This window comes from Holophagales bacterium, from assembly GCA_016719485.1.
Taxonomy (GTDB): domain Bacteria; phylum Acidobacteriota; class Thermoanaerobaculia; order UBA5066; family UBA5066; genus UBA5066.
This window is the reverse complement of sequence record JADJZB010000022.1, coordinates 144195-162592: the sequence shown is the minus strand read 5'-3', so window position 1 is coordinate 162592 and position 18398 is coordinate 144195. Positions and strand designations below refer to the sequence as shown.

At 71.1% G+C, this 18398-nt stretch carries 10 protein-coding genes and 2 pseudogenes; 10 read left to right on the top strand and 2 right to left on the bottom strand.

The window, feature by feature from the left end:
* Positions 1–26: 26 nt before the first annotated feature.
* The 7 genes and pseudogenes from IPN03_15565 (at position 27) to IPN03_15535 (ending at position 7391) form a co-directional block, all read left to right on the top strand.
* A pseudogene (locus IPN03_15565) lies at positions 27–908 on the top strand (serine/threonine protein kinase).
* A gap of 1660 nt (positions 909–2568) precedes the next feature.
* On the top strand, positions 2569–2760 hold the full coding sequence (locus IPN03_15560) for a hypothetical protein (protein ID MBK9375093.1): 192 nt from the start codon (positions 2569–2571) through the stop codon (positions 2758–2760).
* Between the two features lie 111 nt (positions 2761–2871).
* Positions 2872–4041, top strand: a complete 1170-nt coding sequence (sucC, locus tag IPN03_15555; GenBank protein MBK9375092.1) for an ADP-forming succinate--CoA ligase subunit beta — start codon at positions 2872–2874, stop codon at positions 4039–4041.
* A 1-nt stretch (position 4042) separates the two neighbouring features.
* Positions 4043–4921: a succinate--CoA ligase subunit alpha gene (gene sucD, locus IPN03_15550; GenBank protein MBK9375091.1), complete on the top strand. Its 879-nt coding sequence runs from the start codon at positions 4043–4045 to the stop codon at positions 4919–4921.
* Positions 4922–4941: 20 nt separating this feature from the next.
* On the top strand, positions 4942–5355 hold the full coding sequence (gene ndk / locus IPN03_15545) for a nucleoside-diphosphate kinase (protein MBK9375090.1): 414 nt from the start codon (positions 4942–4944) through the stop codon (positions 5353–5355).
* Positions 5356–5804: 449 nt separating this feature from the next.
* Positions 5805–6707, top strand: coding sequence for a VWA domain-containing protein (locus IPN03_15540; protein ID MBK9375089.1), 903 nt, complete (start codon positions 5805–5807; stop codon positions 6705–6707).
* Between the two features lie 42 nt (positions 6708–6749).
* On the top strand, positions 6750–7391 hold the full coding sequence (locus tag IPN03_15535; protein MBK9375088.1) for an OmpA family protein: 642 nt from the start codon (positions 6750–6752) through the stop codon (positions 7389–7391).
* Positions 7392–7395: 4 nt separating this feature from the next.
* On the opposite strand, the gene IPN03_15530 is transcribed toward IPN03_15535, so the two are convergent.
* Positions 7396–8328 carry an RluA family pseudouridine synthase gene (locus IPN03_15530; GenBank protein MBK9375087.1) on the bottom strand — a complete coding sequence of 311 codons (933 nt, stop codon included), beginning with the start codon at positions 8326–8328 and terminating at the stop codon, positions 7396–7398.
* Positions 8329–8369: 41 nt separating this feature from the next.
* Between IPN03_15530 and IPN03_15525 the strand changes: the two genes are divergently transcribed.
* The gene (locus tag IPN03_15525; protein MBK9375086.1) at positions 8370–9737 is read left to right on the top strand and encodes an aminopeptidase P N-terminal domain-containing protein; all 1368 of its coding nucleotides are present in this window, start codon (positions 8370–8372) and stop codon (positions 9735–9737) included.
* A 15-nt stretch (positions 9738–9752) separates the two neighbouring features.
* Here the strand turns inward: IPN03_15525 and IPN03_15520 are convergent, their stop codons facing one another.
* Positions 9753–10409: a TetR family transcriptional regulator gene (locus tag IPN03_15520; GenBank protein ID MBK9375085.1), complete on the bottom strand. Its 657-nt coding sequence runs from the start codon at positions 10407–10409 to the stop codon at positions 9753–9755.
* Positions 10410–10422: 13 nt separating this feature from the next.
* Between IPN03_15520 and IPN03_15515 the strand changes: the two are divergent.
* Together IPN03_15515 and IPN03_15510 are read left to right on the top strand one after the other, a co-directional pair.
* Positions 10423–12046 (top strand): annotated as a pseudogene (locus IPN03_15515) (PfaD family polyunsaturated fatty acid/polyketide biosynthesis protein).
* A 43-nt stretch (positions 12047–12089) separates the two neighbouring features.
* Positions 12090–18395, top strand: coding sequence for an SDR family oxidoreductase (locus IPN03_15510; protein MBK9375084.1), 6306 nt, complete (start codon positions 12090–12092; stop codon positions 18393–18395).
* Positions 18396–18398 lie beyond the last annotated feature (3 nt).

Sequence of the window (18398 nt, the reverse complement as noted above, 5' to 3'; positions counted from 1 at the left end):
TGTCCGGGGCCGAGGTGCGACCTAGAATGAAGGCAAGCGGAGGAGCGGTGGACGACCGGACCCGGACGATGGACCAGAGTCCGCGCGTGAGTTCCCGGGACGAGACGGGCGGAATCCGCCTCTTCGCCGCGGGAACGGCCGTCGGCTCCCGCTTCGAGATCCGCTCGGTCCGTGGGACAGGCGGCTCGGCGGTCGTCTACTCCGCCTTCGACCGCGACCTGAAGCAGGTCGTCGCTCTCAAGGTCCTCCGCGCCGACCGGACGAGCCCCGCGGCGCTCGCGCGGCTGCGGCGGGAGGTGGCGATCGCGCGGCAGGCGGCGAGCCCCCGCCTCGTCCGCGTCTTCGACATCGACGCCTCGGGCGAGTCGGTCTTCCTCTCGATGGAGGACGTCGCGGGCGGGTCGCTCAGGGAGAGGCTCGCTGAAGGCGCGCTTCCGTTCGAGGAGACGCTCCGGATGGCGGGAGAGATTCTCGAAGGTCTCGCGGTCCTGCACGGCCTCGGGATCGTCCACCGCGACGTGAAGCCGGGAAACGTACTGCTTGCGGCCGATGGCTCCGTCAAGCTCGCCGACTTCGGCCTCGCGCGCCACTTCGAGGCGGACGAGACCCGGGCCACCGCGACCGACACCATCGTAGGGACGGTCGAGTACCTCTCGCCGGAGCAGGCGCTCGGGAAGGACCTCGACGGCCGCAGCGACCTCTACTCGTTCGGGATCACGCTCTGGGAGATGCTGACCGGTGGCGTGCCGTTCCGCCGCGACTCGGCCGTAGGGACGGCGCTCGCGCACGTCCGGGAACCGGCGCCTCCTCTGCGCTCCGTGAGGTCCGACACGCCGCCCTGGCTGGACGCATTCGTGGCCCGGCTCCTCAGGAAGGAGCCGGGCGAGAGGTATGCGTCGGCCGAGGCGGCGCTCGCCGACCTGCGTTCGCGCCGGGCGACGGGGACGATCGCACGCCGCGGCCGGCAGTGGGGTCTCGCGGCGGCGGCCACCCTCGGCGTCGCGGTGCTCGCCGCCGCTTTCCTCGCGAGACCTCTGCTGCGTCTGTCACCCGAGCCCGCAGGGTTCGCCCCGCGGGCAGACGGCCGCGGCGTCGTCGCTCTCGACGCGCGAGGGCGTGCTCTCTGGGACCGGACCGACATCCCAAACGAAACGGCCATCCTCCGCTTCCGGAGGCCCGGCGGGAAGAGCGGCGTCGCCGGGGTCGTGGCCGATCAACCCGACGGGGGCAGGGGCGGGCTGAGGATCGTGCTCCTCGAACCCGCCTCGGGGGCGGTCCGCAAGGAAATCCTCGTCGCGCCTCCCGACGGGTCGAGCCTCTGGGACCTGCCGAGCCGGTTGGGGTTCGGAGCCCTCGAGGCCGTCGACGCGGACGGCCGCGACGGCGACGAGCTGATCCTCTCCCTCGTCGACCCCCAGTCCTTCCCGTCGGCGGTCCTCCTCGTCGATCCCGAAACGGCCGTCTCGCGGCCAGTCCTGATGGCCAGCGGGCACCAGGTCTTCCTTGGGTCCGTCGACCTCGACGGGGACGGGAAGAACGAGCTGCTCTTCGCATCGGCGGCCAACAGGCTCGGGCAGTACGCAGCGGTCGCCGCCGTTCGCCCGGCCGTTCTCGGTAGTCCGGAGAGGACCGTGGAAGGCGCCCGATCGTGGCCGGCGACTTCTCCGGACCTGAGCGTCTTCGAGGACCGCCTCGACTCCCTCGCCTGGTATGCGCTCGGCCCCGCCTGGCGCTCCGGTGCCGCCAAGCGCATGGAGGTGGATTCCCAGGCTCGGGTCCTCCGCTTCTCGGGCCTCTCGGCCGAGCCGTTCGAGCTCGGATTCGACGGATTCCCGGCGAAGCGCCGTTCCCCTCTCGGGACTGCGGATCGCCAGAAGCGCCGCACGTCGGCGTGGCTGCTCCTCCGCCGCGCCGCGTGGCTCCACGGCGCGGGCGATTCCCCGGGAGCCGCGGCCGCGGCGGCAGAAGCCGTCAGGACGATCGCCCCGGCGGGCGATCCCTCTCTTCTCGAGTGGGCTCGGCGGACGGAGGCCCGCCTCGAGATTGCCGCCGGCCGTGCGTACGAAGGAGAACGGCTCTACCGGGCGGTCGGCCGCGACGCCGTGGCGCGGACCTCCGTCGAGTTCGACGCCGCACGCGCCCTCCACCTTTCCGGAGAGCTTTCGCGCGCGATCCCGTGGTACCGCGGCGCCGTTCTCGGACGGGGAGATCGGGAGGAGCCGTGGATCGTCGTCGCGGGGTGCGAGGACGCCCTGCTCGCGCTCTGCGAGCGCCGACGCTTTGACGAGGCGCTCGCCCTCATCGACGCCACCCAGGTGGCCTGGAGCTGGAAGGAGGAGATGAAGGCGTTCGTCCTCTGGCGGGCGGGCAGGCCCGCACCGCTCCCGTCGGGGAGCGAGCCGGCGACCTCGCTCCGGCGCACCTGGCTCCTCGAGGGCCGCCTCGCCGGCGGGGCCGATGCCGGGGCTCTCCTTCCGGCGGTGCTTGCCGAGAAGGAGAGGGCTTCCGGCAACGAGGAGCTTCTTTCCCTTCTCGAGGCCGAGCTCTTGTTGCGTACCGGGAAGGGTCATGAAGCGTGGAACGTCGCGGCCCCCGCCTTTCGCCGCGCTCTGGGCGCGCCGCGCGCGGGACGTCACGGCCCGCGGTCACCTCGCCCTCGCCGCCGACCGGGCGGTACGTGCCGCCGAAGCCGCGGGCTCCCGGGCCGAGGCCCTCCGGATCCGCGCCGATGTCCGCCGTTTCCTCGCCGCGGCCCGCTGACCAGGCTGCCCGGAGGGTCGCCGGTGACCGGAATGGCCCCTGTGTCCGGCCCCGGACTAGAATCCGCCCCGCCCGTCCGGGCGAAACGAGATCCGAAGAGGGGACTCCGAGATGAAAGTTCACGAGTACCAGGCGAAGGAGATCCTCCGTCGCTACGGTGTCCCGACCCCGACGGGCCGCGTCACCGACAGTCCGGAGGAGGCCCGCCAGATCGCGAAGGACCTGGGCGGCAAGGCCGTCGTGAAGGCCCAGATCCACGCCGGCGGGCGTGGCAAGGGGGGCGGCGTCAAGCTCGCGAAGAGCCCAGACGAAGCCTTCGAGGCCGCCAAGGCGATCATCGGCATGCAGCTCGTCACCCACCAGACCGGCCCCGAGGGGCGCAAGGTCAAGAAGGTGCTCGTCGAGGCGGCGGCCGACATCGCGCAGGAGCTCTACCTCGGCATCACTCTCGACCGGGCCATCGGCAAGCCGGTCCTCATGGCGTCGAAGTTCGGCGGCATGGAGATCGAGGAGGTCGCCCACAAGGACCCGACGGCGATCCTGAAGGAGCCGTTCGACGCGATCGCCGGCCTCCAGCCGTTCCAGGCGCGCAAGGTCGCCTACGCGCTCGGCCTGACGGGGGAGACGCACAAGAAGGCGGTCCCCTTCCTTCTCGCCCTCGCGAAGGCCTACGTCGAGACCGACTGCTCGCTCGCCGAGATCAACCCGCTGATGATCACCGGCTCGGGCGACGTCGTGGCGCTCGACGCCAAGATGAACTTCGACGACAACGCCCTCTTCCGGCACCTCGACATCAAGGAGTACCGGGACCTCGACGAGGAGGACCCGCTCGAGGTCGAGGCGTCGAAGTTCAACCTCAACTACATCAAGCTCGACGGCAACGTCGGCTGCATGGTGAACGGCGCGGGCCTGGCGATGTCGACGATGGACATCATCCAGTACGCCGGCGGGAGCCCCGCGAACTTCCTCGACGTCGGCGGCGGCGCCAACGAGGAGCAGGTCCGCAACGCGATGCGGATCATCCTCTCGGACCCGAACGTCAAGGGGGTCCTCATCAACATCTTCGGCGGCATCATGCGGTGCGACATCATCGCCAGCGGCGTCGTGAAGGCGGTGAAGGAGATCGGCTGCACCATCCCCGTCGTCGTCCGCCTCGAGGGGACGAACGTCGAGGAGGGGAAGGCGATCCTGCGCGACTCCGGCCTCGCCGTCATCCCGGCCGACGGGATGAAGGACGCCGCGGAGAAGATCATCGCCGCGGTCGCGAAGGGGGGAAACTGAGATGGCCAGCTGGCTCAGCACCGACACGAAGGTCCTCGTCCAGGGCCTGACGGGTCGCGAGGGGAAGTTCCACGCCCTCGCCGGGCGTGACTACGGGACCCAGGTCGTCGCGGGCGTCACCCCCGGCAAGGGAGGCACCGACGTCGAGGGGATCCCGGTCTTCAACACCGTCCACGAGGCGGTCGAGAAGACGGGAGCCAACGCGTCGCTCCTCTTCGTCCCGCCGCCGGCCGCGGCCGACGGGATCATGGAAGCCGCCGACGCGGGCGTCGCCCTCGTCATCGCGATCACGGAGGGGATCCCGGTCAACGACATGATCCGGGTCAAGGCGTTTCTCGCGGATCGCCCGAACGTCCGCCTCGTCGGGCCGAACTGCCCGGGCGTCATCCGCCCGTCGGCGAAGGTGAAGCTCGGCATCATGCCGGCGCGGATCCACCGCCCCGGCAAGGTCGGCATCGTCTCCCGCTCCGGGACCCTCACCTACGAGGCGGTCGGCCAGACGACCGCGCTCGGGCTCGGCCAGTCGACCTGCATCGGCATCGGTGGCGACCCGGTCAACGGCACGAACTTCATCGACTGCCTCGAGATGTTCAAGGACGACCCGGAGACCGAGGCGATCATCATGATCGGCGAGATCGGCGGGAGCGCCGAGGAAGAGGCGGCCGCCTGGATCCAGGCGAACCTGAAGAAGCCCGTCGCCTCCTTCATCGCCGGCCGCACGGCCCCTCCGGGCCGCCGCATGGGTCACGCCGGCGCGATCATCTCCGGCGGCAAGGGGACCGCGACCGAGAAGGTCGCCGCCCTCCGCGCCGCGGGCGTCCTCGTCGCCGACTCCCCGGCCCTCATCGGCGAGACGCTGCTGAAGGCCATCAAGGGCTGAACGGACAACAGGAGACCATCTTGGAAAAGACCTTCGCGATCATCAAGCCCGACGCCGTCGAAGCGAAGAACGCGGGAAAGATCCTCGCCCGGATGGAGGCCGAGGGCTTCCGCGTCGTGGCGATGAAGTTCCACCGGATCACGAAGGGCGAGGCCGAGGGGTTTTACGCCGAGCACGCGGGCAAGGGCTTCTTCGGCTCCCTCGTCGCCTACATGACGTCGGGTCCGGTCTTCGTCGCCGTCCTCGAGCGGGAGAACGCCGTTGCCCACTGGCGCGCCGTCATGGGCGCCACGAACCCGGCCAACGCCGACGAAGGGACGATCCGCAAGGAGTTCGGCCAGTCGATCGAGCGCAACGCCTCGCACGGCTCGGCCAATCTCGCCGACGCCGCCCGCGAGGTGACGTTCTTCTTTTCCCAGGCCGAGCTGCTCTAAGCCGTTCGTCCGGCGCGGTCCTGCCCCGTCCGCGGAGGGCGGGGCCGCCCTCCTGCGACAATCCTCCGGTGAGAGGACCGGTCCCGACCGTCACCATGCTCCTTCTCGTGGCAACGATGGCTGCGACGGGGGAGGAGTCCCTCCGCCTCGGCGGCGGGTTCGGCCGGCCGACTCCCACCCAAACGCCGGCTCCGCGGCCCAGCCCCTCTCCCGCGATCGCCCGGCCGTTACCGGTGGTTGCGAAGTCCCCGACGCCCCTGCCACCTGGTGCGGTCGTCGCGTTACCGGCCGGACCGCCGGCGCCGGCCTCCTCGCCCACGGCGATGGCGTCCGCGGTTTCGGGCACCCCCGCGCGCCCCCCGGCGCCGTCCCCGGTGCCCGCCGCCCGCACCGTGACGCCGGCAGCCCGTCCCCGCTCACCCGCCGCGCCGGCCGTCCGCCCGCGGGCTGTGGCGACGCCCCAGCGGGCCGCCGCCGACGTTTCCGTGGGCTACGTCCTCGTCCCGTTCGTCGTCACGGACCGGAAGGGACGCCCCATCGGGGATCTCAGGGAAAAGGACGTCACGCTCCTCGCCGACGGCGTTCCGGTGGCGTACGACCTCTTCCAGGGGAGCGGGGACGCCCCGGTCTCCTACGCCGTCCTTCTCGACGGGTCGGGCTCGATGGGTCTCGGCGGGAAGATGGAAGGGGCGTGGGCCGCGCTCGAGACCCTCGCGGCGACCCGGGTCCCCGGCGACGACTTCGCCCTCTTCGTCTTCGCCGAGGGAGAGGTGAAGGAGATCGTCGGGTTCACGGAAGACGCCGGGAGGATCGTCGCCGCGGCGCGGCAGGTGAAGCCGTGGGGAAAGACCGCGTTCCGCGACGCCCTCGCCCGGATGCCGGAGAAGAGTCTCCAGGGCAAGAACGGCTCGAGGGCCATCGTTCTTCTCTCCGACGGCATCGACAACGACTCCCGGATCACGGAGCCCGAGCTGGCGAAGATGATGGAGGGGGTCGAGGTTCCGGTCTTTCCTCTCGGTCTCCGTTCCCCCGGGGCCCTCATGCAGCCGCTCCCTGGCATGACCGTGGAGTGGATGCTCGACATCGATGTGCTCAGCCACATCGCCCGGATCACCGGGGGGCGAATGGCCGTGGTCGACGACCCGGCCCAGCTCCCCGCCCGTATCCTCGACATTCAAAAAGACTTGCGGTCTCAATATCTGATTGGTTTCTCCCCGACGGGCCTCGGTCCGGTAAGATATCGACGCCTCACCTTGAGGGTGGCCGGACCGGCCCGCCCCGTCCGCGTGAGGGCCGGATACCGTGGTTCCGACCCTCCCGCGCTCGGGCCGCGCAGTTCCGGAACCAAATGAGCGAACGGTGAGGCCGTCCATCGGACGCTGAGGAGGAATGGAATGACGAAGCTGAACCGGGCTGCCCTCGTGGGCGTTGCCGTCCTCGTGACGGGCGCGTTCGGGTGCGCCACCACGAAGACGGTCGACGAGAAGATCGCCGCGGCCACGGCCAAGACCGATCAGAAGATCGAGACGGTCGAGACCCAGGTCGAGGACCTGCAGACGAAGCAGAAGGCGACCGAGGCGAAGGTCGACGCCCAGGGCCAGGAGATCGCCAAGCTCTCCCAGTCCGCGCAGGAAGCCCTCAAGCGCGCCCAGGAAGCCGGGATCCTCGCCAAGGGGAAGGTCGTCTTCGAGCAGACCTTCACCGAGGACCGCGTCAAGTTCCGCAGCGGCTCGGCCGAGCTGAACGACGACGCCAAGGTTGCCCTCGACGAGTTCGCGGTGAAGGTCAAGGAGCTGGCCCGCCCCGTCTGGATGGAGATCCAGGGGCACACCGACTCGACCGGGACCGACGAGATCAACGATGCCCTCGGCGAGAAGCGCGCCGAATCCGTCCGCCGCTACCTCGCGCGCACGCACAAGCTCGCGATCCAGCGGATGACGACCATCTCCTACGGCGACACGCTCCCGGCCGACACGGGCAAGGGCAACAAGGCCCGCGCCGCCAACCGCCGGGTCGTCCTCGTCGTCCTCGAGTAGCTTTTCAGCGTTTCTTCGAAGGGCCGGGCGCTCCGGGCTTTCCGGATCGCCCGGCTTTTGCTTTGCGCTTCCGGAGCTCGGAGAGGAGCTCCTCGAAGTCCCTCGCGGGCGGCGTGGAGACCGACACCTTTCCGCCGTCGGGTTTCTCCCACCCCAGGTGCCCGGCGTGGAGGGCCTGCCGTTTGAACGGAATCGGGAAGCCCGGCTTCTTCGGGTCGCGGTAGACCTGATCGCCGACGAGCGGGTGTCCGGCGTGCGAGAAATGGATCCGGATCTGGTGCGTCCGCCCCGTCCTGAGCCTCGCCTCGACGAGGGTCGCGATCCCGAACCTCTCCAGGACCTTCCAGTCGGTGACTGCCTTGATCCCCGTCTCGCCGTCCCGGGCCACGCGCTTGCGCCGTTCGCCCTCCTCGAGGATCGGCCAATCGAACGTCCCCTGGTCCCCGGCGAGGTTCCCCTCCACGACCGCCACGTACCGGCGGTCCACCGTGTGCGCGCGAAGCTGAGCCTGAAGGCTCACCATCGCCTTCCGGCTCCGAGCGAAGACGAGGGCTCCGGACGTCTCCTTGTCGAGCCGGTGGACGACGCCGACGTAAGCCCGTCCCTTGCCCGCCTTCGCCGCCCACGAAGAGACGCGGGAGAGGAGCGAGTCCTTCTCCTTGGCCTCGGTCGGGTGCGTCAGGAGCCCCGCGGGCTTGACCACCGCCACCGCGTCGTCGTCCTGGTAGAGGATCGTGAGGGACGTGTCGACCTTCCGCCTGACTTTGCGGTTCGGGTCGAACACGACGGTGTCCTTCTCCGTCACGAGCGCACCCGGGTCGTCGACGACGGCACCGTTCACCGTCACCTGTCCCTCGATCACCGAGCGCTTGAGGCGCGAGGCGGTTTCGGCGGGGTAGAGGGCCGCGAGCCGGCGCACGATGCGAGTGTTGTCCATCGGGGGAATCGTCTCACGCGCCGCGCAGGTAGACTTTCGCCATGTCGAACGCAGCGACCGACCTCTTCGCCCGCCGCCGCGAGCGGTTCTTCGACCGCGTGAAGGAGGGGGTGGCGATCCTCTTCGCCACGCCCGAGCAGCACCTCGGGTGGGACACGGCCTACCGCTACCGGCCCGATCCCGACCTCTTCTACCTGACGGGGTTCGGCGAGCCGGAGACGGTCGCGGTCCTCGACGCGGGGGCGCGGGCGTACTTCCTCTTCGTGAGGCCCAGGGACCGCGAGAGGGAGACCTGGGAGGGGAGGCGCGCGGGAACGAAGGGGGCGGTGAAGGTCCACGGTGCCGACGAGGCCTGGGAGGTGGGGGAGCTGGAGAAGAGGCTTCCCGAGCTGATCCGAGGCTCGTCGAGTCTCCACTACGCCTTCGGGATCGACGAGAAACGCGACCTCCTCGTCGCCTCGATCCTCGGCCGGTTCCGGCGCGAGGCGCGCATCCCGCAGCGCGGGCCGGTCGCCGTGAACGACGTGACGGACGTGATCCACGAGCTGCGCCTGCGCAAGGAACCGGAAGAGGTCGCCCTCATGGAGCGGGCCGCGGCGATCGCGGCCGTGGCGCACGACGAGGCGCGCGAGATGGCGCGGCCGGGGCGGATGGAGTACGAGGTGGAGGCGGCCATCGCGAGGCGCTTCCGGACGGAAGGGGCGTCGGGGCCGTCGTACGAGACGATCGTCGCCTCGGGCCCGAACGCCACGACCCTCCACTACGTCGAGAACGACCGGAAGATCGAGGACGGCGACCTCGTCCTCGTCGATGCGGGGTGCGAGTACGAAGGCTACGCGTCGGACATCACCCGGACGTTCCCCGCCTCGGGGCACTTCCGTCCGGAGCAGGAGGCGGTCTACCGCGTCGTCCTCGCGGCCCAGCACGCGGCCATCGCGAAGGTGAGGCCGGGCGGGCGCTTCCAGGACGTCCACGACGCGGCGGTCGAGGTCCTCATCGACGGTCTCTTCGAGCTGGGGCTCCTCTCGGGGAAGCGAAAGAAGGCGGTCGAGAAAGGGGACTACACCCGTTTCTACATGCACCGGACGTCGCACTGGCTCGGGATGGACGTCCACGACCGGGGCCGCTACCACGACGCGAAGGGGGAGTGGCGGCTGCTGGAGCCGGGGATGGTCCTGACGGTGGAGCCGGGGCTCTACATCCGGCCCGACGAGAAGAAGGTGCCGGCCTCGTTCCTCGGGATCGGCGTGCGGATCGAGGACGACGTCCTCGTGACCGCGGAAGGCCACCGCATCCTCACCTCCGCCGCGCCGAAGTCGGTCGAGGCGATGTGCGCGCCCGCGGAGAAGCGGACAACCCGAAAGGTGAAGGCGGGCCCGAAGGCATCGGCGAAACCGGGCAAGGCCTGACCGCGCCGGGGCGGGTCACTCGAGCGAGAAGCCGCGGTCGAGGCAGGCGAGGGCCTCTTCGCCGAGGCGCGCGAGGTCTTCCTTGCCGTCGGTATTGAACCAGTGCCGCATGGTCGCGCGGATGACGCCGATCGCCGCGCCCGCGAAGACGCGGGCCCGCAGCTCCGAGGCGTGGCCGGGGCCGGCGCGTTCCCGGAACGCGCGGGACATCGCGGACTCCCAGTCCCTGTCGATCTCGCGCTCGCGGGCGAGGAGGGCGGGAGACGTCTGGATCAGCTTCTGCTGGGCCACGAGCTGGGCACGGTTCGCCATGTATTCGCGAGCGAAGGCATTCGCCGTGCGGCGCAGGGTCGCCACGGGCCGCTCGTCCGGCGGCGCGCTCACGAGAAACTCCACGAAGCGGTCCAGCCGTTCCTTCCGGTGCGGGAAGACCAGGGCTTCCTTGTTCAGGAAGTAGCGGAAGAACGTCCGCCGGCTGACCCCGGCCGCCTCGCAGATCTCGTCGATCGTGGTGGCCTCGAACCCCTTCTTGTGGAAGAGCCGGTTCCCGATTTCCAGTAGTGCGCGCCGGGTGGCCTCCTTTTTCTTTTCACGCAGGGGCCTTGGCGTTTTCACAGGGGGAAGGATATAACTGCGCCTCAGTGCAAAACGCCACTCAGTGCCACTTTCCAGGGACCACCGGGCCGTGACCCTTCCCGCCTCTCCGGCGCGCTGGCGACCGGACGGACGCCTCCCGGCCTTCACGCCGGCCGAGATCGGGAGCGCGCTCGAGGAGATCCGGTCCACGGCCCACGTCGTCCGCGAGGACGAGGGACGGATCGGTCTCGGCCTCGGGGGTGAGCTGCTCTCCGCGGAGGGCCGTGGCCTGACCGCCGGTACCTTCCCGCACCTGGCATCCCTGCCGCCCCTCTACCCGGAGTGGCTCGGGGACCGGACGTTTTCCGAGACGCACGGAGCCCGGTTCCCCTACGTCACGGGCTCGATGGCCAACGGCATCGCCTCGGTCCGCCTCGTCTCCGAGGTGGCGCGCGCCGGATTCCTCGGTTTCTTCGGGGCGGCTGGGCTTTCGCCGGGCCGCGTCGAGGGGGCACTGGCCGAGCTGGAGAAGGAGCTGGGCGCCAGCGGCTTTCCCTGGGGCGCGAACCTGATCCACAGCCCGAACGAGCCCGCGCTCGAGGAGGCCGTGGCCGACCTCTACCTGAGGAAGGGCGTCACGCGGGTGGAGGCCTCGGCCTACATGGCGCTGACGCCGGCCGTCGTCCGGTACGCGGCCACGGGCCTGACGACGGATCCCTCCGGGCGAACCCGGAGGAAGAACCACCTCTTCGCGAAGATCTCGCGCGAGGAAGTGGCGATGCGCTTCCTGGAGCCCCCCCCTGCCGAGATCCTGCGAGTCCTGGTGGAGAGAGGCCAGCTGACGGCGGAGGAGGCGAGGCTTGCCGGGGGCCTCCCGCTGGCGGAAGACCTCACCGCGGAAGCCGACTCCGGCGGTCACACCGACAACCGGCCGCTGACCGCACTCCTCCCGGCGCTCCTGCGACTCCGCGACCGGGTCGCCGCCGAGCGCGGATACCGGCAGGCGGTGCGCGTGGGCGCGGGCGGCGGCCTCGGAACGCCTTCGTCTGTGGCGGCGGCGTTCGCCCTCGGCGCCTCCTACGTCGTGACCGGCACGGTGAACCAGGCCTGCGTCGAGAGCGGCCTCCACGAGAGCGGCCGGGCGCTCCTGGCGGAAGCGGGCATCGCCGACGTGATCATGGCGCCCGCGGCCGACATGTTCGAGCTGGGCGTCACGGTGCAGGTCCTGCGCCGGGGAACGATGTTCGCCGTCCGTGCGAAGAAGCTCTACGAGCTCTACCGCTCCTGGCCGTCGCTCGAGAGCATCCCTGCCGCCGAGAGGGAAAAGGTCGAGACGCAGCTCCTCAAGGCGACGTTCAGCGAAGCATGGACTTCGACGCGCGCCTTCTGGGCGGCCCGCGACCCGCGCGAGGTGGCGAGGGCCGAGGCCGACCCACGCCACCTCATGGCGCTCGTCTTCCGCTCGTACCTCGGCCTCTCGAGCCGCTGGGCGATCGCAGGCGAGCCCGGACCGCAGCACCGACTACCAGATCTGGTGCGGACCGGCGATGGGCGCGTTCAACTCGTGGGTCCGCGGCAGCTTCCTGGAGAAGCCCGAGAGCCGGACCGCCGTCCAGGTCGCCCGCAACCTGATGGAGGGGGCCGCTGCGGTGACACGCGCGCAGCAGCTCCGCGCCTCGGGGCTCGCCGTTCCGCCCTCCGCATTCGACTTCCGCCCGCGTCCCCTTTCCTGACCCTTCGTCCCGAAGCTCCGAACCGTCCGACGACGAGGCCCGAATGACCCACGACTCCTCCCCGAACCGCCAGCCCATCGCCGTCGTCGGCGTGAGCGCCCTCTTTCCCGGATCCACGGATGCCACCGGCTTCTGGAAGGACATCCTCGCCGGCACGGACCTGATCCGCGACGTTCCGCCGAGCCACTGGCTCGTCGAGGACTACTACGACCCCGACCCGGCCGCGCCCGACAAGACCTACGCGAAGCGGGGCGCGTTCCTCGACCCGGTCGACTTCGATGCGCTCGGCTGGGGCGTTCCCCCTTCGACGATCCCGGCGACGGACACGTCCCAGCTCCTCGCCCTCGTCGTGGCGCAGAAGGTCCTCCAGGACGCTCTTCGCGAACAGTTCGAGACGGCGGACCGCTCGCGCGTCTCCGTGATCCTCGGCGTGACGAGCGCCCAGGAGCTCCTCTCCAGCATGGTGAGCCGGCTTCAGAGGCCGGTCTGGGTGAAGTCGCTCCGCGAGTCGGGCCTGCCCGAAGACGAGGTGACGGCGATCTGTGACCGGATCGCGAACCACTACGTGCCGTGGCAGGAGTCGACCTTCCCGGGTCTCCTCGGCAACGTCGTCGCGGGGCGGATCGCGAACCGCCTGAACCTGGGCGGCACGAACTGCGTCACCGACGCGGCCTGCGCCTCGACCCTGAGCGCGCTCTCGATGGGAGTCGCCGAGCTGCAGCTCGGGCACAGCGACCTCGTCATCTCCGGCGGCGTCGACACGCTGAACGACATCTTCATGTTCCTCTGCTTCTCGAAGACGCCGGCGCTCTCGCCGACCGGCGACTGCCGGCCGTTCAGCGACAAGGCCGACGGCACGATGCTCGGCGAAGGGCTCGGGATGGTCGCGCTCAAGCGCCTCGCCGACGCGGAGCGGGACGGCGACCGGATCTACGCCGTGATTCGCGGCGTCGGCTCCTCCTCGGACGGTCGCTCCAAGAGCGTCTACGCGCCGGTGCCGGCGGGACAGGCGAAAGCGCTCGACCGCGCCTACGAGCTGGCGGGCTACGGCCCCCAGACCGTCGAGCTCGTGGAAGCGCACGGGACCGGGACGAAGGCCGGCGACGTCGCCGAGTTCGAGGGGCTGCGGCAGGTGTTCGACGGCGCCGGACGCAAAGACCGGCAGTGGTGCGCGCTCGGCTCGGTGAAGAGCCAGATCGGCCACGCGAAGGCCGCAGCCGGCGCGGCGGGCCTCTTCAAGGCGATCATGGCGCTCCACCACGGGGTGCTCCCCCCGACGATCAAGGTCGACGCGCCGAACCCGAAGCTCGGCCTCGACGAGAGCCCCTTCTACCTGAGCACGAAGGCGCGCCCCTGGGTGCGCGATGCCCGCCACCCGCGCCGGGCCTCGGTGAGCGCGTTCGGTTTCGGCGGCTCGAACTTCCACGTCGCACTCGAGGAATACCGCGGGCCGGCGCCGCGCGCGGCGCGCCTCGGGACTCTCGCGAGGGAGATGGTCGTCGTGTGCGGGGATGACGCGGCAGAAGTCGTGGCGAAGGCGCGCGAGCTCGCGATGGAGGCCGCCGGAATCGGGGAAGCGGGCCGGCTCGCGAGACGCGCCCACGAGAGCCAGGAGGCCTATCGGCCGGACGCGACCGCGCGTCTCGCCGTCCTCGCCGCCGACGGGGCCGACCTCGCGGCGAAGCTCCTCGAGGCCGCGAAGCGGATCGAGGCCGCTCCCGGCGAACCCTTCGCGCTGCCGGACGGCAGCGCGTTCGGTGCGGGCCTGCACGAGGGTAAGGTCGCCTTTCTCTTCCCGGGGCAGGGGAGCCAGTACGTGGGGATGGGCGCCGACCTCGCGATGGGATTCGCCCCGGCGCTCGGCGCCTGGGATCGCGCCGCGAACCTCGAGATGGAGGATGGGACCTCGCTCCACGAGGTGGTCTTCCCGAGACCGGGATTCGGCGAGGAGAAGGAGAAGCGCGACCTCGCGAGGCTCACCTCGACGCAGTGGGCCCAGCCGGCGATCGCCTGCGTTTCGCTCTCACAGCTTGCCCTCCTCGACGAGATCGGAATCCGTGCCGACCTGGTCGGGGGGCACAGCCTCGGCGAGGTCGTCGCCCTTCGCGCGGCGAGCGTCTTCGCGAGTGAAGAGGATCTCCTGAGAGTGGCGCGCCGCCGCGGCGAGCTGATGGCCGAGGCGGCCGCGATCCCGGGCGCCATGACGGCGCTGAACCTGCCGGTCGGAAAGGTCCGCGAGCTCCTCGCGCGCCTCGCCCCGCGGGTCGTCGTCGCGAACCACAACGGTCCGGCGCAGGTCGTCGTCTCGGGCGCGACGGCCGACGTCGCGGATTTCGAAACGAGCCTGAAGGCGGAGGGAATCACGTTCCAGCGGCTCCCGGTTGCCACCGCGTTCCACTCGAGCCTGGTGGCGGGCGCCTGCGAGCCGTTCTCCCTCTTCCTCGCGGAGGTCCCGTTCGCGTCGCCCGCGCTGCCGGTCTATTCGAACGCCCTCGCCGCCGCGCACGGGACCGCCCCCGACGAGCTCCGCTCGGCCCTCGCGGGCCAGGTCGCGAGCGAGGTCCGCTTCGTCGAGATGGTCGAAGGGATGTACGCCGCAGGGGCCCGCACGTTCCTCGAGGTCGGCCCGGGCTCGGTCCTCACGGGCCTCCTGGGACGGATCCTCGACGGCCGTCCCCACCTCGCCGTCAGCCTCGACAGGAAGGGGAGGAACGGCGTCGAGTCGCTCCAGCTCGCGCTCGCGCGGCTCGTGGCGGCGGGCGTGGCGGTGTCGCCCGCGAACCTCTTCGCGGACTGTCGCCCGCCCGTGCGGGAAGCGGCCGCGTCCCGCTCGAAGCTCGCCGTGTCGATCAACGGCAGCAACCACGGAAAGCTCTATCCCCCGCCGGGCGGCGCCGCGTCGCTCCCCGCCCCGAACCCGCCGCGGCCCGTGCAGCCCGTGCTGCAGGCCGCCCCCGCTCCGGCGAGACCTGTCGTCGCAGCGACGCGAGAGGACCAGTTGAAGCACGAGACCGCGCCGTTCCCCGCTCCGCCTTCGTCTTCCGTCGCACCCGCCGGTTCCCTCGCCGGCGCTCCCTCCGACTGGGTCCTGGCCTTCCAGGAGACGCAGAGGCAGACCGCCGAAGCGCACGCCGTCTATCAGAGGGCGATGGCCGAGAGCCACTCCTCTTTCCTGCGCGTCGCGGAGTCGGGAATGCTCGGCCTCACCGCGATGGTGACGGGCCGGGCCATCGCGATGCCGGCGGTCCCGGCCACGAGGGAGACGGCCTCGCGGATCGTTCCCGCGCCGCCGGCGCCGGCGTGGACGCCTCCGCCGGCTCCGGTGCCGGTCGTTCACGCGGTCGAGGCGCCTAGGTCCGCCGAGGCGCCGCCCACCGCGCGCCCTGTCGCCGTCGTGCCGGCCGCAGCGAAGGTCCCGACTCCCGTCGCGCCGCCCTCCCACGCCGACCTGCAGGCCCTGATGCTCGCGGTCGTCGCCGAGAAGACGGGCTACCCGGCCGACATGCTGAACCTCGGGATGGACCTCGAGGGGGACCTCGGGATCGACTCGATCAAGAGAGTCGAGATCCTGTCGGCGGTCGCCGACCAGGTGCCGGACTTGCGGTCGGTGGACATGGGCCACATGGGGTCGCTGCGCACCCTCGGCGCGATCGTCGAGTACATGAAGGGCATCGGTCCGCAGGAATCGGCGCCTCCGCAAGCAAAGATCACGGCGACGTCCGACGTCGACCTGCAGGCCCTGATGCTCGCGGTCGTGGCGGAGAAGACGGGCTACCCGGCCGACATGCTGAACCTCGGGATGGACCTCGAAGGGGACCTCGGGATCGACTCGATCAAGAGGGTCGAGATCCTCTCGGCGGTCGCCGACCAGGCGCCGGAGCTGCGGTCGGTGGACATGGGGCACATGGGGTCGCTGCGCACCCTCGGCGCCATCGTCGAGTACATGAAGGGCATCGGGGAGCCCGCGGCGGTTTCCGCAGCGGCGCCCGCGTCGGTGCCGGCGACGGCAGCGCCCAACGCGCCCGTCGTGCCCGCCGCGACGCCGGTCCTCCCCGCAATGGCCGCCCCTCCGCTGGGGCGCTTCGTCCTGGAGCGGATCGCGGCTCCCGCGACCGGCCTCGCGCAACCCGGACTCCTCTCTGGCGGCGAGGTCTGGATCACCGGCTCGCCCGAGCTGGACGAGGCGCTCGCCGCGGAGCTGCGTGCCCGCGGCGTGAACGCGAAGGCCACTTCGAGTCTTCCCTCCGCTGCGACGGCGTGCGTCTACCTCGGCGGTCTCAGAGAGGTCGCGGACATTGACGAGGCCATCGCCGTGAACCGCGAGGCGTTCGCTCTCGCGCGTCTGCTCGCGGAGAGGCTCGAGAAGGAGCGCGGCCTCTTCGTGACGGTCCACGACACGGGAGCCTCCTTCGGGACGGGCCCGATGGACCCGCTGCGGGCGTGGCTCGCGGGCCTGCCGGCGCTCGTAAAGACCGCTGGACAGGAGTGGCCGCAGGCTTCTCTGAAAGCCATCGACCTCGAACGGGGTGGCCGTGCGCCGGCGGCGCTCGCGAAGGCCCTCGTGGCCGAGCTGCTCGAAGGGGGCGGGGAGGCGGAGGTGGCGCTCCCGGCGGCCGGAGGGCGGTTCACGCTCCGGAGCGTGGCGAGGCCCGTCTCCGCGGGCGCCCCGGTCATCGTTCCGGGAGACGTCGTCGTCGTGTCGGGCGGCGCCCGCGGTGTCACGGCCGCGTGCCTCGAGGAATGGGCGCGAGAGAGCCGCGCGCGGTTCGTCCTCCTCGGCAGGACGCCGCTCGCAGAGGAACCCGCCCCCTGCGCGGGCATCACGGACGAGGCGGGACTGAAGAAGGCGCTCCTCGCCGAAGCGCGCCACCAGGGGCGGAACCCCGCGCCGGCCGAGCTCGGAGCCCGGGTTCACGAGGTCCTGTCGAACCGCGAGATCCGCCGGACGCTCGCGGCGATCGCGGCCGCGGGCGGCGAGGCGCGTTACGAGCCCGTGAGCGTGGACGACGCCCCGGCGCTCGGTGCCGTCCTCGCCCGGGTCCGAGGCGAGTGGGGTCCCGTCGCCGGGCTCGTCCACGCCGCGGGCGTCCTGGCGGACCGGAAGATCTCGCAGAAGACCGACGAGCAGTTCGACCGGGTCTTCGACACGAAGGTGAAGGGGCTCCGCGCGCTCCTCGCCGCCACCGGGGACGACCCGCTGAAGCTCCTCTGCGTCTTCTCGTCGGTCTCGGCCCGCTGCGGCAACAACGGCCAGGCCGACTACGCCATGGCGAACGAGGTTCTCGCGAAGGTCGCCTGCGCCGAGTCCCGGCGCCGCCCCCAGATCCTCGTGAAGTCGTTCGGGTGGGGACCCTGGGAGGGCGGGATGGTCACGCCCCAGCTCAAGGAGCGGTTCGCCTCGCTCGGCGTCCCGATGATCCCGCTGGCCGCGGGAGCCCGCATGTTCGTCGACGAGGTCCGCGGCGCCGAGCGCTCGGACGTGGAGCTCGTCCTCGGGGGCGAGCCGAAGGCCGAAGCGCTCCTCTTCGCGGGCGCCGAGGCCCGGGTCCAGGAGCTCGAGCTGAAGGTCCAGCGGAGGAGCCACGGCTACCTCGAAGGTCACTCGATCAAGGGGACGCCCGTCATCCCGGTCGTCCTCGCGGCGGAGTGGCTCTCGCGCGCCGCGCGCTCCTTCCGTCCCGGCCTCGCGCTCGCCGCTCTCCACGACATCAAGGTCCTCAAGGGGATAAGGCTCGGAGGATTCGACAACGGGGGCGACCGCTTCGTCATCCAGGCGCGGCAGGTTCTCGGCGGCAGCGGGACCTGGCTGCAGCTGGACGTCCGGGGGTCGGCGGGGACCCATCACTACAGCGCCCGGGCCGAGCTTCTCTCCGAGCTCGGGACGCCGGAGCCGGAACTTCCCGAGCTCGAGCTCGGTGCGTGGTCCGGAGAGCCGATCTACCAGGACCTCCTCTTCCACAGGGGGGCGTTCGAGCTCATCGAGGAGGTCGAGGGGATCTCCGACCACGGCGCCGGAGGGCGCGTGAAGGGTGTCGAGCGCGCCGGCTGGCCGAACGGCACGGCGAACCCCTGGCAGCTCGACGTGGCGGCCCTCGACGGAGGGCTCCAGGTCGCCGTTCTGTACGCGCAGCGGATGCTCGGGCGGGAGAACCTGCCGACGACGATCGGCGAGCTGAGGTCCTATCGGTCCGCCCCGGCCCCGGGCGTCGTGAGCGTGGCCGCGTACCGCCGCAAGGTGGGAAGCCTCGGCGTCACGACCGACATCCACTTCACCGACGACAAGGGCCGGCGCCTCGCGGCCCTCCTCGGAGTCGAGACCCACGCGTACCCGGCCGGCAGCCAGGTCTGACTT